This window comes from Algoriphagus limi (genome assembly GCF_024919275.1).
Classification (GTDB): Bacteria; Bacteroidota; Bacteroidia; order Cytophagales; family Cyclobacteriaceae; genus Algoriphagus; species Algoriphagus limi.
In genome coordinates this window covers 239,028-253,767 of the sequence record NZ_JANWGH010000003.1, presented here as the reverse complement: position 1 = coordinate 253,767, position 14,740 = coordinate 239,028, and the positions used below count along the sequence as shown (strand labels likewise).

Annotated in this window: 16 protein-coding genes; 5 read left to right on the top strand and 11 right to left on the bottom strand. The window is 41.3% G+C overall.

Annotation, left to right across the window (positions count from 1 at the left end; genetic code table 11):
* Nucleotides 1–141: 141 nt before the first annotated feature.
* Nucleotides 142–1,140: a hypothetical protein gene (locus NY014_RS13180; RefSeq protein WP_259415052.1), complete on the bottom strand. Its 999-nt coding sequence runs from the start codon at nucleotides 1,138–1,140 to the stop codon at nucleotides 142–144.
* A gap of 212 nt (nucleotides 1,141–1,352) precedes the next feature.
* On the bottom strand, nucleotides 1,353–1,955 hold the full coding sequence (locus NY014_RS13175) for a DUF7010 family protein (RefSeq protein WP_259415051.1): 603 nt from the start codon (nucleotides 1,953–1,955) through the stop codon (nucleotides 1,353–1,355).
* Between the two features lie 142 nt (nucleotides 1,956–2,097).
* Between NY014_RS13175 and NY014_RS13170 the strand changes: the two genes are divergently transcribed.
* From NY014_RS13170 to NY014_RS13155, 4 genes are all read left to right on the top strand, one after another.
* Nucleotides 2,098–2,598, top strand: a complete 501-nt coding sequence (locus tag NY014_RS13170) for an RNA polymerase sigma factor (protein ID WP_259415050.1) — start codon at nucleotides 2,098–2,100, stop codon at nucleotides 2,596–2,598.
* Nucleotides 2,585–3,160: a hypothetical protein gene (locus NY014_RS13165; RefSeq protein WP_259415049.1), complete on the top strand. Its 576-nt coding sequence runs from the start codon at nucleotides 2,585–2,587 to the stop codon at nucleotides 3,158–3,160. The genes NY014_RS13170 and NY014_RS13165 overlap by 14 nt, the downstream gene beginning before the upstream one ends.
* Nucleotides 3,161–3,223: 63 nt before the next feature.
* Entirely contained in the window at nucleotides 3,224–4,639 is a 1,416-nt protein-coding gene (locus tag NY014_RS13160; RefSeq protein WP_259415048.1) for a S1C family serine protease, read from the top strand.
* Between the two features lie 165 nt (nucleotides 4,640–4,804).
* On the top strand, nucleotides 4,805–5,029 hold the full coding sequence (locus NY014_RS13155) for a VF530 family protein (RefSeq protein WP_259415047.1): 225 nt from the start codon (nucleotides 4,805–4,807) through the stop codon (nucleotides 5,027–5,029).
* Between the two features lie 109 nt (nucleotides 5,030–5,138).
* On the opposite strand, the gene dnaN is transcribed toward NY014_RS13155, so the two are convergent.
* From dnaN to NY014_RS13130, 5 genes are all read right to left on the bottom strand, one after another.
* Nucleotides 5,139–6,263, bottom strand: coding sequence for a DNA polymerase III subunit beta (dnaN, locus tag NY014_RS13150; RefSeq protein WP_135075954.1), 1,125 nt, complete (start codon nucleotides 6,261–6,263; stop codon nucleotides 5,139–5,141).
* 222 nt (nucleotides 6,264–6,485) lie between these two features.
* A complete protein-coding gene (gene gldG, locus NY014_RS13145) occupies nucleotides 6,486–8,162 on the bottom strand; it encodes a gliding motility-associated ABC transporter substrate-binding protein GldG (protein ID WP_259415046.1) in 1,677 nt (558 codons plus the stop codon).
* Nucleotides 8,159–8,878, bottom strand: a complete 720-nt coding sequence (gene gldF, locus NY014_RS13140) for a gliding motility-associated ABC transporter permease subunit GldF (RefSeq protein ID WP_259415045.1) — start codon at nucleotides 8,876–8,878, stop codon at nucleotides 8,159–8,161. The genes gldG and gldF overlap by 4 nt, the downstream gene beginning before the upstream one ends.
* Nucleotides 8,875–9,780, bottom strand: a complete 906-nt coding sequence (gldA, locus tag NY014_RS13135) for a gliding motility-associated ABC transporter ATP-binding subunit GldA (RefSeq protein ID WP_259415044.1) — start codon at nucleotides 9,778–9,780, stop codon at nucleotides 8,875–8,877. The genes gldF and gldA overlap by 4 nt, the downstream gene beginning before the upstream one ends.
* A gap of 485 nt (nucleotides 9,781–10,265) precedes the next feature.
* Complete coding sequence (locus tag NY014_RS13130) at nucleotides 10,266–10,964, bottom strand: SDR family oxidoreductase (protein WP_259415043.1); 699 nt, start codon at nucleotides 10,962–10,964, stop codon at nucleotides 10,266–10,268.
* 130 nt (nucleotides 10,965–11,094) lie between these two features.
* Here NY014_RS13130 and NY014_RS13125 point away from each other — a divergent pair, with 130 nt between their 5' ends.
* Nucleotides 11,095–12,384, top strand: coding sequence for an amidohydrolase (locus NY014_RS13125; RefSeq protein WP_259415042.1), 1,290 nt, complete (start codon nucleotides 11,095–11,097; stop codon nucleotides 12,382–12,384).
* 59 nt (nucleotides 12,385–12,443) lie between these two features.
* Here the strand turns inward: NY014_RS13125 and NY014_RS13120 are convergent, their stop codons facing one another.
* The 4 genes from NY014_RS13120 to NY014_RS13105 form a co-directional block, all read right to left on the bottom strand.
* Nucleotides 12,444–13,193 carry a Spy/CpxP family protein refolding chaperone gene (locus NY014_RS13120; protein ID WP_259415041.1) on the bottom strand — a complete coding sequence of 250 codons (750 nt, stop codon included), beginning with the start codon at nucleotides 13,191–13,193 and terminating at the stop codon, nucleotides 12,444–12,446.
* A 12-nt stretch (nucleotides 13,194–13,205) separates the two neighbouring features.
* The gene (locus tag NY014_RS13115; protein ID WP_259415040.1) at nucleotides 13,206–13,520 is read right to left on the bottom strand and encodes a hypothetical protein; all 315 of its coding nucleotides are present in this window, start codon (nucleotides 13,518–13,520) and stop codon (nucleotides 13,206–13,208) included.
* On the bottom strand, nucleotides 13,510–14,004 hold the full coding sequence (locus tag NY014_RS13110) for an RNA polymerase sigma factor (RefSeq protein ID WP_259415039.1): 495 nt from the start codon (nucleotides 14,002–14,004) through the stop codon (nucleotides 13,510–13,512). The genes NY014_RS13115 and NY014_RS13110 overlap by 11 nt, the downstream gene beginning before the upstream one ends.
* 68 nt (nucleotides 14,005–14,072) lie before the next feature.
* A complete protein-coding gene (locus tag NY014_RS13105) occupies nucleotides 14,073–14,735 on the bottom strand; it encodes a porin family protein (protein ID WP_259415038.1) in 663 nt (220 codons plus the stop codon).
* Nucleotides 14,736–14,740 lie beyond the last annotated feature (5 nt).

Sequence of the window (14,740 nt, the reverse complement as noted above, 5' to 3'; positions counted from 1 at the left end):
GAACGATTGAGAAATCTCCTCGAAGGTTTTTGTTGCCAATTCAAAATCCTTCGAGGTTTTGAAACCTCAAAGGATATTCCCACAACCTTTGAGGTCTTTCTTACCTCGAAGGTTTCATACATTGACTTTAATTTTTGCAATTTAAAACTTCGGAATCCCCACAAAATACAAATCAAACCCACCCAATCCACCGGGTCGGTTGGAGGAGAAGATTATCACCTGATTTTCAAATTCCCAAGAGTCCGAGACCACGGGTCTATATTCATCAAATTCGGAATTGATCTTTGGTCCGAAGTTCTCCGGCTCGGTCCAGCCGGCTCCACTACGGAAGGAATAATACAAATCATAGCCTCCATATCCTCCCGGACGGTCTGAGGAAAAGACCAGCAAGTCCCCATAGACAAAAGGCATGTGGTCATTGGCCATGGTATTGATTTCGATTTTTTGGATATCCTTCTCTTTGGCACTTTGGAGATAATCCAGCACGGATCCACTTGCAGGCAGATCCACTTCATAGATATCAAAAGCACCATCCCGATCCGAGCTAAAGAGCATTTTTTCAGGTCGGCCTTGGCTTTCTACTCCAGCACCTTTCAAATAATCGGCTCCATAAAAGGAGGGGTACATTTCACTCGATCCATTTTCCATTAGTCTCAAAGATGCCTCAGCACCATCGACCTCTTGTGAGGAAGCTTCTCGAGGTTCGGTAAGAATGGAATAAATGCCCTCGCCATTGTCCCTGCTAAATAACAGAATATCTCCAGCTTCCGAATCAATGAAGGTATAGGGCCCTTTTTCATTGAAATTCGTTTCCGTTTTTCTGATCCAATCTCTCAACCAGGTATCAAAAAGGGTATTACCTCGATCTACTCTTAAGAATCCCTCTGACTTATCCCAATAAAAAACCAAGTTGGATTCTACTAAATTAAAATGATTGGGTTGAGAATTAATTCGATTGGATGAAAAAACAAGTTTAAACCCATGATTAATTGTGGGTACATCCGAATTAACATCGTCAAATGGAGAATTGATTACTGACAAATTGGTCGCTTCCTCAGGAAAAATACCGACAGGGTATTTGTTTTGGTTACAGGAGAGAAGACCAACAAAGAAAACAAATAGAATTATTGACTTTTTCATCTTAATCCGGTTATCATTTTTAAACCATTGATATAATTTGCTCCTGATGATCCGTAGATCTGAAAAATTAAAAGTTAACAACTAAAAGATAAGGAAATTAGTTTTACAACTACCTAAAAACCTAGAAAATTAATCATTTTTTACGCAAATTTTTCTTGGATAAAGCATATTAAGAACTGAGAAAAAATAAATCCTTCGAGGTTTTAGAAACCTCAAAGGATTGCTGTCTGATTGCCTTGCAGTATTTTTAACCGATAATCCCTCACCAATCCCAGCCCCAAAATCCCCAAACAGCCCGAAACAAAAGCAGGGATCAGCCCGATCACTTCTGGGAAGTAATTAGAAAGAATCCACGATCCAAATGGGATCAGCCCTGCAAAAACCCCAAACCAATTGGTCTTGTAATACCAGGCATAAGGGAAGAAATGCGCTCCGGTGATGATGGCATAGCCCAAAGCAAAGAATTCGGGCTTATTTCCTAAAAGGATAAAGAGAAAAGGGAAATAAAAGAGCTGAGCCAGGTTGAAAATCAAACCCACTTTATTTAGGGGATTCCCTTCCACATTCCAAGCCGTTTTCAAGATTTTTCCAAAAATCCAAGCAAGTGGCAACATTAGCCCGGAAATGGAAAAGGTGAGAATACTTTGATTGTAAGTACTCAATTCCCAATTCCAAATCACCGCAATCCCAGCCCAAATCAAGGCTGCAGCAAGAATGAAGTTCACACCATTTTTACACCGAATACTGAGTTCGATTCTCCATTGATCTAGTAGATCTGTTTGCCTAAGTCCCATTGAAAGAGATTCTGTCTTCATGCTATTTTATTTTTTTCTTTTAGAGTAGCTCCCGCTATCATTGTTACACTTGAATCGATTTTTATCAAATTTTTCTTTCGATTTTGTAACAAATCAGAGTTTATCCACTCTAATCATCAAGAATCTTAAAAAAGCCACGAGTTTGAATCAATCAGCTGAAGAGGAATTATTCAAAGCACGTTTTGAGGAGCATAAAGACACCATCTATCGGCTTTGCTTAGGCTATTTTCAGCAGAACAGCATGCTAGCAGAGGATGCTCTTCAAGAAACATTTATTAAGGCTTGGATCCATAGAAAACAGTTTCGGGAGGATGCCAATTGGCAGACTTGGATTTATCGGATCGCCGTGAATACCTGTCTTTTGAAAATCAAGCAAGAAAAGAAAGAGAAGGATAAAGCCCAAGCATACTCCTTAGAACCTCAGGTGGAATTTGATGATGAAAAAGAAAGAAAGATTCAAAAAATGCATCAGTGCATTGAAAAGCTTCAGCCTCAAAATCAAATACTTATTTTGATGGTATTGGAAGGAATTCCCTATGCGACTATTGAGGAAACCATGGGACTGAGTTCTGAAAATCTACGAGTGAAAATCCATCGAATCAAAAAACAACTTTATAGCTGCATCAGCCATGGAAACCTTTGACGAAATTCAAGCTATCTATGATTCCCAAATAAGGAATCCTACCCAAAAATCAGCTGATGAAATTCTTTCCTCTGCCAAATTATATTTGAAAAAGCTCAAAAGAGATCAATACTTTGTCATTGGCATTCTTACGCTAACTCTTACTGCTCTAATTTTCTTTTTTTACCGAATAGGTCAATTTGGAGATTGGAAATTGATTTCAGGATTGGGAATGATGATTGGGTCATTAGTCCTAAGAGTCCTGCTTGAATTTTGGAGCAAAATTGGTTTGAAGCGACTTCATACTTTTCTTTCAACACAGGACTTTTTGGATTCTGTCAAAAGGTACTATCAAAGCCGTAAGCAGATTCAAAAGGTCTTCACACCTATTATTTACCTGATTTATGGAATTGGAATTGTCTTATTTTTGATCGCTATCCAGCCATTTCTCTCACCTATCTTTTTTGCCTATTGCGTGATTACAGGATTAGGTTTCTGGTTCGGATTTATTTGGGTCATTCGAAAAAGCTACCGTAAAGAGCGGGATTTAATCGAGCAACTTTCAAAAATCGGGGAAGAATAGGATTGGAGCAGGTATTCAGAAAAAACCTTCCTATATTAAAGCTAGCGGCTACTCCATGAGTTGATGACTACTACCAAACAAAGTTTAAACGAGATCGCCCGTAGAATGATAAGCGGGGTTGTTCAAATCCATGTTGAAGGATATCTGGAAGAAGACATACAATCCGTTTTAAATCCATCCATCAAAATCCCTGGTATCTGGTCAGGTTCGGGCTTTTTCGTAAAACATAAAAATCTCGAAGGCTACATCGTGACCAACTCCCATGTGGTGAGAAATGCCGTAAAAATCGAGATCAGTTCCATGTTGACAAGTGAGGAGCGCTTCGAAACCGAAGTCGTCGGAATGGTCAAGCAACTCGAGCCTGACGTGGCCCTTATCAAACTGACCGAAGAGGAGCTTGCTCGGTTCAAAAAAATGGCTATCCAACCCATTGAATACCTAACCCTTCAAAAAGGGGCAAATCCCCCACGAGGAGAAGTAATCAAGGCGATTGGGTATCCTTTGGGAATGATAGAACCCAATATTACGGGTGGAGAAATCACGAATTTTATTTCCGGTTCGGAATTCACTACTGAACGATTTGTTACGAATGCTGCCATTAATCCTGGAAATTCCGGAGGTCCAAGCATCAACAAAGATGGAGAAGTGATAGGACTCAATACAGCCGTAATTGTGGATGCCGAAAATATCGGATTTATTACTCCAGCAAGTTTTATCAAAATTATCATCAAGAACTTACTCCTATTGAATGAACCTCAGTTTGCAGGGCTTGGGGGAAAATTGCAGAAAAACTCTGAAAACTTTAACCCTTTTTTGAAGCAGTCGCGCGCAAAAGGTGTGATAGTATCCAAAGTCTTAAAAAAAGGCTTTTTAGAGGCTGCTAAAATTCAGCCTCGGGATGTCATTCTTTCCATCAATCAGGTGGAATTTGATCGACATGGAATTGTGATTGGGAAGGAGGGGCTTTATCGACACAAGAATATTTTTGATGTCATGAAGCTCGTACCCATCGGAGAGGAAGTGGAGATCGGCTATTTGAGGGATGGAAAAATTCAACATGCCAAAGCCAAGGCAATGCCTAATCCTGAATTGGGAATTATTTCAAATCCGATTTTAAGCGAGCGAAGGTTTTTAGAAGTATTCGGGATGGTTATTCAACCTCTGAGTTTTGAGATTATTCAAGCTATTCAAGAAGTGGATCCCTATGCACAGATCGAAATGCTGAAAATTCTAGACGAGGAAAAGCCCATGCTTGTGGTCACCCATATTCACCAAGGAACTCAAGCAGATAAAATGGAATGGCCGCTGGGAGAATTGATCATAAAAGCCAACGAAGAGGAAGTTCATACTCTGGATGATCTCCAAAAAATACTGGATAAAAACAAAGGCAAAAATGTGCTTTTGGAGTGTATGAGTGGGTTAATTGGATATTTTCAGGTGGAAGTTAATACTACAAAAGCTAAAGATAACAAGGATTGATTTCTTGCTGCTATACTGCTTTTCTGAAGTCAGCATCTCTCTTTGCAATAGAAAAGTCCAACCTCTGGAAAAGCAGGAAAACAAACATCAAGTGCTATGACCAATCAACATTTGAGAATGACTTTTAACCATTTATTTATACCTAAAAACTAACATCCCTTCCTCTTGGAACATCAACCTAACAATCCCCTTCACGGTCTTCGACTCGATACCATTTTGGAGCAATTGGTAGCTCATTATGGCTGGGAAGAACTAGGGGAGCGGATTACGATCCGCTGTTTTACTCATGATCCTTCAATTAAATCCAGCTTAAAATTTCTTCGCAAAACCCCTTGGGCCAGAGAGCGGGTGGAGGGCTTGTATTTAAAGATGCTGAGGGATACGAAGTAATCTTTGATTAACCCTCCAAGGGTTTAAAATCCCTTGGAGGGTTATTACTCAATCAACAAAAAAGCCCGAATCAATGATCCGGGCTTCGGTGGTTTATGGTTGTGTAAGATTATACATAGTTATTCAACATCACAGGCATTACGAGCATCAAGATATCCTCGTTTTCATCCTGCTCTGCTGGCAAAATCAAGCCTGCTCTATTCGGTGCTGAGAACTTCAAGCTCACTTCCTTGGAATTCAAGTTACCAAGCATTTCTACCAAAAACTTAGCATTGAAACCGATCTCAATATCCTCTCCATCATGCTCGCAGGAAAGTCGCTCATTCGCCTCATTGGAGAAATCCAAATCCTCCGCAGAGATCATCAATTCAGACCCGGTCAATTTTAATCGTACCTGATGCGTCGTCTTGTTAGCATAGATCGCGATACGACGAAGTGAACTCAACAAGTCCTGACGATCGATGGTCATGATGTTTGGATTGTCAGCAGGGATTACGTTTTCATAATCCGGGAATCGCTCGTCGATCAGACGACAGATCATTTTGATTTGACCAAACTTGAAATAAGCATTGGACTGATTGAACTCCACAGTTACAGAAATATTCTCTGAAGGAAGGGTAGACTTAAGCAGGTTCAAGGCTTTTCTTGGGATAATCAAGCTAGCTGGGCTGGAAGAAGCTACATCCACTCTTCGGTAACGAACCAATCGGTGACCATCTGTCGCAACGAAAGTTGTATTGGTATCACTCAAGTTGATGTAAACCCCGGTCATCGCTGGACGAAGTTCATCAGAACTTGTCGCAAAAATGGTATTGGAAATCGCACTTGAAAGCACCTCTGTAGACATGTCCACAGTCGTCGGATTGTTGACAGTAGGGATTTTTGGGAAGTCCGTTGCATTCTCTCCTGCCAAGCGGTAGCGACCATTGTCAGAGCTGATTTCCACCGCATAGGTATCATGATCTATGCTAAATGTCACCGGCTGCTCAGGCAAGTTTTTCAAGGTATCGATCAAAATACGAGCTGGTACCGCAATATTTCCATCTTCTTTGGCCTCAACGTGGATTTCAGTAATCATGGAAGTTTGAAGATCCGAAGCCGTGATGGTCAACATCGAATCCTTAATCTCAAATAGAAAGTTCTCAAGAATGGGTACTACCGGATTGGTAGTGACGACACCGTTGATTGCCGAAAGCTGCTTCAAAAGCGCAGAAGAAGAAACAATAAATTTCATATGCTTATAAGTTTTTTACAAGGTCATGTAAAATCTCGCATGGTTGACAGCAATCCTTTTGTGACTTTCTTCAACATGCTCGATTTCATACCATAGGGCTTATTTAAAGATTACTTTATGGAATGGGGGTAAATTTATAAATAAAATCGATTTAACAGGGGACGAAAAGCCTCCATCACCAAATAAATTCCTGTTTTTTGAGTTCTTTTCCAAGGAGATTTTCTAGGAATATTTTTTCTTTCTCCAGAAAGAAACTCCAGTTCCCAAAAGTAAAAGCAAAGCGACAGGCAATCCTACATTAAGGATCTGCCAAAAACTCTTTTGCTCTACAATTTTCACGCGGTTAAGGGGACGGATTTGAAAAGTCCGAGTCCTACTAGCAATGATTCCATCAGGGTTCTGTAAATATTGAACCAGATTTCTGAGAAAAATACGATTTGCAAAAACCATCTGATTAAAAGGATCTTCACCCAGATTTAAAGGCGCTCCGGATTGGAAATCTACCTGACTTTGGAAAACCTCTCCATCTCCGATGACCACTACTTTTCCTTCTCCGCTTTCTTTGAAATCAGCTTGGTCAAAACCCTCCGGCAAAAATCTGTTTTTGTAAAGGGATGTAAATTCCCCTTCCAACAAATACGCTAAGGGAAGATTGCGTAAAGGGAAATCAGCCACATTCGGTTCCATTTCCATATCCCGAAAGGCTACCCGAGCGGGGGCTGGTAAAATTCTTGTAAAATCTGAGGAAAAAAGAAGCGGGGTTTTCTGGATCCCTTGCGCCATCACCGTATCCAAACTACTCACAAATCGAAAATTGACCACATCCAAACCTTTGGTAATTGGATGATCCTGCATTCGGGAGGCCTGTACGTAAAAAGGCCAAGGCAATGGCACCAGCTGCTCCTGATTTCCGAAATTACCTCCCATAACCGGGAAATATCCAAAGTTCAAATCCTGAATCAGATCTTTATTGACCCGAATTCCATATTTGAACAAAAGATTTTCAAGCCCATTTTCAAAAGGAAATGCCAATGTTCCGTCTCCACCAGCCTGCGTCACATCCACCAAAACACCATCGCTCAGAACCACCAATTTACCTCCATGCATCACATACTGATCCAGCAGGTAAACTTCTCGCTCTTTAAAACTTTCTTGTGGGCCTTGAATAAAAATCAATTCAAAATTGACCAAATCCTCAACGGTTCTAGCCTGCTCCAAGGGGACTTTGAACAGCTCAAAATCACCATCAAGTGCTTCTACCAAACCATAGCCATCATCCTCTTTCATCTCCCCTTGCCCCATAACCATGGCAATCGCTCCGGAGCCTGGATTGCTTAATTTTCGGATGGCATTACTCAGTTCAAACTCTAAATTCTCAATGGACTGATTTAGGATTTCTTCCTGACTCATTCCCATCTCTCCTTTCAGAATGAGTGCGCCTGTTTCGAATTCCTCATTGTAAACAAGAATCCCAGGAAAAATCAATTTGGTTTGCTGACCTCCGGTTTGATTGACCATCAAACTCGTTGGATTGATCCCATAATCGTTTAATTGAAGGATAAATTCTTCCTGATCTTCCTCCGGTAAGCTGAGCGGATCCAGATAGGAAAAGCTGATTTTTTGATCGGAAAAAGCATCAAAAGTTCGGATTGTTTCTTCTATAGATCGCTGAAGGCGACGCATCCCTGCCGGCAAATCATCCCCTACGAGTAAAATTTCGACATGAATAGGTTCTTGAACTTTCTCCAAGACATCCTCTGTAGCTGGATGAAGTGAATAGCGCTTATCCTCGGTCAAATCAATTCGAAAACGCAAAAATGCTCCCAAAGCCAAGAAAATGAGCAAGCCACCAAGCAAAACCCCAATATTCCGGACGATATGTTGATTTTTTCTACTCATTTATTTCTCAAGACCAAAACAGCTCCTCCCAAAAACAACCAAATCAATCCCAAATAGAAAAAGATATCTGAGGAGTCAATTACTCCCCTGCTTAGGTTGATATAATGAAAACTCAAACTCAACTCTTCAATCCAATAGGCCCAAGTTCCCAAACCCAAATCGGAAGCTGCCGAAAATCCAAAATAGAGCACAAAGCAGAAGAAGACACCTAATACAAAGGCAACTACTTGTTGAGAAGTCAAAGCAGAGGAAAAAATACCGACGGCTCCAAATACTGCTCCTAAGAGCAACAAACCTATCCAACTACCAAAAAAGCCAGCCTGATCCAAATTCCCTACCGGATCTCCCAATTGATACACGCTGTAGAAATACAAAAGCGTGGGAAGGACGGCTATGAATACCAGAATCAGAAGTGCAAGGTATTTGGCAAAGACAATTTGCACCAGATTTAAGGGAGAAGTTCGTAGCAATTCCCAAGTGTGATTTCGCCTTTCTTCCGCAATGGCACGCATGGAAAGAGCCGGAATCAAAAAGGTGAAAACATAGGGAGTGTAAGTAAATAGTGGCTCCAAATCAGCATAGCCATAATCCAAGACACTACTTTGGGGAAACACCCAAACAATCAATCCAATTGCCACTAAAAACAAAGCTAAGATCAGGTAGCCCAACAGGCTACCCAAAAATGCATTGATTTCTTTGATGATCAGACTTTTCATTTGGTGTATTGTCTAAATAACTCCTCTAGACTTTTCTTTTCCTGACTTAGGGAAATCAGATTCAACTCTTTTTCCTGAATAATTCCAAGAATGGCCTTCCTTGCATCCGTGATATTTTCCGCCTTAATTATTACCTGAATATCACCCTTTGGACCGAAGGAGGCACTTGGAAACGCGTCAAACCAGAAAAGCTCCAAAGCTTCTTCGGTTTCCACAACTAATTGATCTCCACTCCCCTGTTGCTGAAAATTAGCCAAGGAGTCTGCAGCTTTGATTTGACCTTTGGAAATAAGGACCACATCCTGACAAATCGCCTCCACCTCTTGCATGATATGGGTAGAAAGAATCAAGGTTTTATCCTTCGCAATTTCACGTATCAAACCACGAATATCTGCCAATTGATTCGGGTCCAAACCCGTAGTAGGCTCATCCAAAATCAAAACTTTGGGGTCATGAATCAATGCCTTGGCAAGCCCAACTCGCTGTTGATAGCCCTTGGAAAGTTGCCCGATTTTTTTGTGCTGTTCTGAAGTTAGGCCTGTCTTTTCAAGCATTTCACCCAGCCGGGATTTTAGTGTTTTCCCAGAAAGTCCATACAATCCTCCCGCAAAGGATAGAAACTCCTTTACGAACATGTCAGCATAAAGTGGATTTTTCTCCGGAAGGTAGCCGATTAGAGGACTTACCTGCTTGGGATGAGCAAGAGCATCAATACCATGGATTTGTACTTGTCCGGAATCTGCCTGCAAATAGCCGGTGATGATTTTCATTGTGGTGGATTTTCCGGCTCCATTTGGACCCAAAAACCCTAAAATACGCCCAGGCTTTGCTGAAAAAGTCACCCCATCCAGCGCTTTTTGAGAACCAAAATTTTTACACAGTTGAGAGACTTCTAGAGACATAGGCTACAAAAGACCGACCGGGAGTTCACCCGCATGGCAAGGGTAAAAACCCGGTCGAAAGGTCTAAGGCAAAAATAGGGAATGAGCGGGGAATGGCAAGGGTTCAGGAGGCAGATTTCAGTAGGATGCGATTCCCGGATATGTAATGTCAGACCGAGCGGAGTCGAGGTCTTTATTAATTATATTTAGTAGGCTATTGAAAAAATAGGCTTCGACTCCGCTCAGCCTGACAAAAAAACCAAAGAAACCAATAATTCTGCAATAGTAACTGTCTACTGTTTTCTTCGCCATTGTGAGTGTCTCCACTCAAAACAGCATTAAGGAATTGGTGAGTAAAGACACTCACCTGGGCAGGATGCTTTTTTTGGGAATTTTACTGATTACTTCTTACCGAAAACTTTTTACTATTTACGGCCTACCGCATACTGTTTACTGATTACTTCCCACTGCTTACCGCATACTGCCTACTGAATACTGCAAACTGCCTACTTCTTCCCTCTCGGCCTCAAAGGTCTACACTCCACATCTGCCACGAAATAGTTTGGATGGGTTTCAAGAGTTTGTACAATAGTCATCGCCACATCCTCCGGTCTCATCATGTTTTCATTGGCTTCTATACCCGGAATTTCATCAAAGAAATGTGTTTGTACAGAACCCGGATAAATAGTAGAAACCTTGATTCCATAATCACGAAGTTCCATATACAAAGAATGGGAAATTCCTCTTACTGCATGCTTGGTACCTACGTATCCAGCAAATTGATTCACTCCATTCAATCCTGCAATGGAAGCCACATTGATGATATGTCCCTCATCAGCAGCCTTCATAGCCGGAATCAAGCGCTTCGTGGTGTAAAAAATCCCATGAACATTCGTGTCAAACATGGCCTTCCAATCTTCTGAAGAAAAAGTCTCGGTTGGACCAGCAACACCAAATCCTGCATTATTAATCAGGATTCTGATGTCATCTCCAAGCTTGGCTTTTGTGGCTTGAAAAGCTTCTTCGACCGATTCTTCTTTTGCTACATCACAGGTGAAAAAGTGAAAATTGGAATGCGACACTTCTGGTTTATTTCTTCCCCATCCAGCGACAATGGTACCTTTTTCCAAGAGGATTTTGACTACTTCCAATCCAATTCCTTTACTGACTCCTGTTACAACTGCTACTTTATCTTTTATTTCCATGATTATTACTTTTTGTTTTAAAAAACAGATTTAGCCCTTTTGGTTCGAATAATCTTCAATTTTCAAAAAAGTCAGATTATTCTATCACGAAATGGATAAATTGCCTTTCCATCACCAACCAAATTTTAGTATGAAGAAGCTTATACTCCCCTTATTTCTGATTAGCACTATGGCTTTTGGGCAAACAAACCTTCGCCCACAAATCGATCAAAAAGCCAGTGAAATTGAATCCAAAGTAATCGAATGGCGAAGGGATATTCACCAAAATCCTGAATTGGGAAATCAGGAATTCCGAACCGCCAAAAAAATAGCAGATCACCTGCGAAGTTTAGGCATAGAAGTAAAGGAAAATATGGCCGTAACAGGTGTGGTAGGTTATCTCAAAGGAGGCAAACCTGGACCTACCGTAGCACTGCGAGCTGATATGGATGCTTTGCCAGTTACAGAGCGTGGAGATTTGCCCTTCAAATCTACTGTGACGACCGTTTACAATGGTCAGGAAACAGGCGTCATGCATGCCTGTGGACATGATACTCACGTCGCCATCTTAATGGGTGTGGCTGAAATTCTAGCCAGTATGAAGGATCAATTGGAAGGCAATGTCAAATTCATCTTCCAACCTGCCGAAGAGGGAATCAATGAAGAAGGTGTGACCACTTGGGGCGCTAAGCAACTCGTGGAAGAGGGAGTCATGGAAGACGTAGATGCCATTTTCGGGCTACATATTTCCGCTCAGACTGAAGTAGGAACCATTGGCTACAGACCTGGACCTGCACAAGCTGCTGTAGATAATTTGGAAATTATTGTTCACGGAACGCAGGCTCATGGTGCATCTCCGTGGTCAGGAGTGGATCCCATTGTCACCGCTTCTCAGATTGTGACTGGCCTTCAGACCATCCTATCCAGAAGTGTAAATATCACCCAAAACCCCGCTGTAGTGACAATTGGGGCTATTCATGGTGGAATTCGACACAACATTATCCCTGAAAAAGTGGAAATGATCGGAACTATCCGAACTTTTGGAGACGAGCAACAGGCATTGGTACATAAGCGAATCACAGAAATCGCAACGAACATTGCTGAAAGTGCCGGAGCAAAAGCTGAGGTAAATATCCAAAAACTCTATCCATCCACAGTCAATGACCTTGATCTCACAGCCAAAATGGTCCCAACTTTGGAAGCTGCTGCAGGAAAGGATCATGTCCGCGTCAATCCGCCAGTGACTGGAGCTGAGGATTTCAGTTTTTACCAGCGTGAAAAGCCCGGTTTATTTATTGGCTTAGGCGGAATGAAAAAAGGTGGAGACCCAACAAAAACTCCTTCTCACCACACGCCTGATTTCTACATCGATGAAAGCGGCTTTATCCTAGGACTACGAGTGATGAGCTATTTCGTCGTAGATTATATGGGAATGAAGTAATGTCAAACAAAAAAGGAGACTGCATTAGTCTCCTTTTTTATTTAAACCATAATCAACTTCTATTTTTTAAACTTTGCACCTTTTTTCAAGGTGATGATGATTACACCATTTTTTCCTTTCTCACCATACACTTCAGTGGCAGATTTATCTTTCAGGACAGAGATGCTTTCAATATCACCAGGATTTAAATCAAGAGCTTGGGAAGACTTTTTTTCTGCAGTACCAGCATCTGATTTGATAATATAAAGCGGTTGATCATCTGAAGCGGTTCCAGAAACCACTACTCCAACTTTTGACTCTGGAGATACTGCGGAATATCCGGTAACTGGTTGTCCTATTCGGACACTTTCATTGGATTTCAAACCAGAAATCCCAATCACGCTTGAAGTACCCGTTGGACCTACACGTCTTAAACCATAAACTTGACTTTGACTAAGCATCTCAATCTGATTTTCAGTCAGCTCATTTTTAATAGCGACTAGTGTACTCAGTTGCTTTTTCTTGAGTTGGTTTTCCAGCTCCAAAACCTTATCAAGCTGCCTATTTACAGCCACTTGGTCGATTTTAGGCTCTTGAAGCATTTTTTCCAATTTGGAATTTGCTTCATCCAAGTCCCATTTTAAGGTTGAAAACTCTCCTGCGTTCTCAGCATGGATTTTCTTGATTTTGGATGCTTGGGCATCTGTCAAACTGATCTTCTCCCTGGCCTCCATAATTTGGTCGGCTGAGTATAGATTTTTTTTGAAGATATCTTGAGCTGAAAGAAGATGACTAAGCAGGAAAAGGGCAATTGCAAATAGGTTTTTCATGGTATAGTTGGTTTAGAATTCAGTTAAAAGGGAAGAGGTACTTGACTCCCATATATCGATATAGGCTTTTTCTTCAATCAAAATTTCTTGCTCATGATTCTCATTTTCCTGAAGGGAAATGATAATCACATCAGCAGGTGCTTCGGGAACTTCAGGACGCTGAAATAGCAAGAAAGCTCCCAAAATAAAGCTTGCTGCAATTCCCATTGGAATCCACCAAGGAAAGCTTTTTACTTTGGTTTCGGGGAATTTAGGAATGGAGAGACTCTCATCCTGTCTTTTCAAATCCTTGAAAAACCCTTTTATCAAATCGTCTTCATTTTCCATTTTCTGCTTCGGTTTGAGAAGTTTCAATCAGTTCTTTCAGTTTCTTTTTTCCCCGCTCATAGTGTGTCCGAGCGGTACCCAATCCAATTTGGAGGATTTCAGCTGCTTCAGCGATAGTCATCTGATGATAAAAAACCATCAATAGCACTTCCCTCTGCATGGGCGACAATCTCATCAAAAGCTTTTGATAGTCCATTTCGACTTCCTCTCTTTCCTGCTCTATTAAATCAAAGGAATCCTCTAGTCGTAGCCATTTCCCATTTTTTCGAAGTTCATCGATGGCCGTGAATCGAATTATCGAGAACAACCATAATTTGACTTTTTCGGGATATCGAAGCTTGGCCTTACCCTCCAGGATTTTCAAATAACTCTGCTGAAGCACATCCTTGGCCAATTCGTCCTCAAAACCACAGCATTGCCGGGACCAGAGATAGGCCTCTCGATGATAGTTCTTCAGAATATTTTCCAGCTCACTGTGCTTCATATTCAATTAGTAATCGGAGAAATGACAAAAAATAGGACAGCGAGTCTGAAAATTTTTAAAAAAACTCGCTAGGGTTCCTTTCGCTCCCGAACTCGAAATAGATACGAAAGCCCAAGTTCCAAGGTGGTCGAATTCATATCAAAAATCCGGTCCTGACTTTCAGGATTGGTAAAATCATAGGAAAAACGCACCTCTGCTGCTAAAGAGCTTTTTCCAAAAACCTTTGAAATCCCTGCTCCGGCATTGATCCCATACATGAATTTCTTTGGATTATCTCCTTCCTCTCCATACGTAGGAATTTCAGGTACAGAAAGATTTTCAAATTCCCGCTGAACATCCCTAACGCCTAACAAATACCCCACATGCGGACCGATCTTCACCTGAAATCGCCCCGATCTTCCAGCATAAAAGGAAGCCAAAAAAGGGATTTTCAAGTAATCGAATTCCGTTCGGTTTTCGAGTGGATTATCCGGGTTATCATTCAGTTGGCGAAAGCCCAAGGTGATCAGTTGCAGGTTCAACTCCACTCCAGCATTTTTTGCATTGAAATGCTCCACCACCAAGGCAAAGGTCGGTTTTGCTATACTTTCCGTGCTTTGGTTACGAATATTGGCTGCAGGACGATAGCTAAAAGAAGAACTTACATATCCTCCACGAATTCCCACACTAGTCTGTGAAAATGCCTCTATCCCGAGCATTAAAAAGAAAAAAATCAAAGCAGGTATTCTCATAAATG

Excerpts from the sequence above, each read along its gene's own strand:
- NY014_RS13120 (WP_259415041.1), bottom strand. The coding sequence starts at position 13,193 with ATGAAAAACCTATTTGCAATTGCCCTTTTCCTGCTTAGTCATCTTCTT.
- gldG (WP_259415046.1), bottom strand. The coding sequence starts at position 8,162 with ATGAGTAGAAAAAATCAACATATCGTCCGGAATATTGGGGTTTTGCTT.
- dnaN (WP_135075954.1), bottom strand. The coding sequence starts at position 6,263 with ATGAAATTTATTGTTTCTTCTTCTGCGCTTTTGAAGCAGCTTTCGGCA.
- NY014_RS13115 (WP_259415040.1), bottom strand. The coding sequence starts at position 13,520 with ATGGAAAATGAAGACGATTTGATAAAAGGGTTTTTCAAGGATTTGAAA.
- NY014_RS13130 (WP_259415043.1), bottom strand. The coding sequence starts at position 10,964 with ATGGAAATAAAAGATAAAGTAGCAGTTGTAACAGGAGTCAGTAAAGGA.
- NY014_RS13175 (WP_259415051.1), bottom strand. The coding sequence starts at position 1,955 with ATGAAGACAGAATCTCTTTCAATGGGACTTAGGCAAACAGATCTACTA.
- NY014_RS13125 (WP_259415042.1), top strand. The coding sequence starts at position 11,095 with ATGAAGAAGCTTATACTCCCCTTATTTCTGATTAGCACTATGGCTTTT.
- gldA (WP_259415044.1), bottom strand. The coding sequence starts at position 9,780 with ATGTCTCTAGAAGTCTCTCAACTGTGTAAAAATTTTGGTTCTCAAAAA.
- NY014_RS13105 (WP_259415038.1), bottom strand. The coding sequence starts at position 14,735 with ATGAGAATACCTGCTTTGATTTTTTTCTTTTTAATGCTCGGGATAGAG.
- NY014_RS13180 (WP_259415052.1), bottom strand. The coding sequence starts at position 1,140 with ATGAAAAAGTCAATAATTCTATTTGTTTTCTTTGTTGGTCTTCTCTCC.
- NY014_RS13160 (WP_259415048.1), top strand. The coding sequence starts at position 3,224 with ATGACTACTACCAAACAAAGTTTAAACGAGATCGCCCGTAGAATGATA.
- NY014_RS13110 (WP_259415039.1), bottom strand. The coding sequence starts at position 14,004 with ATGAAGCACAGTGAGCTGGAAAATATTCTGAAGAACTATCATCGAGAG.
- gldF (WP_259415045.1), bottom strand. The coding sequence starts at position 8,878 with ATGAAAAGTCTGATCATCAAAGAAATCAATGCATTTTTGGGTAGCCTG.
- NY014_RS13165 (WP_259415049.1), top strand. The coding sequence starts at position 2,585 with ATGGAAACCTTTGACGAAATTCAAGCTATCTATGATTCCCAAATAAGG.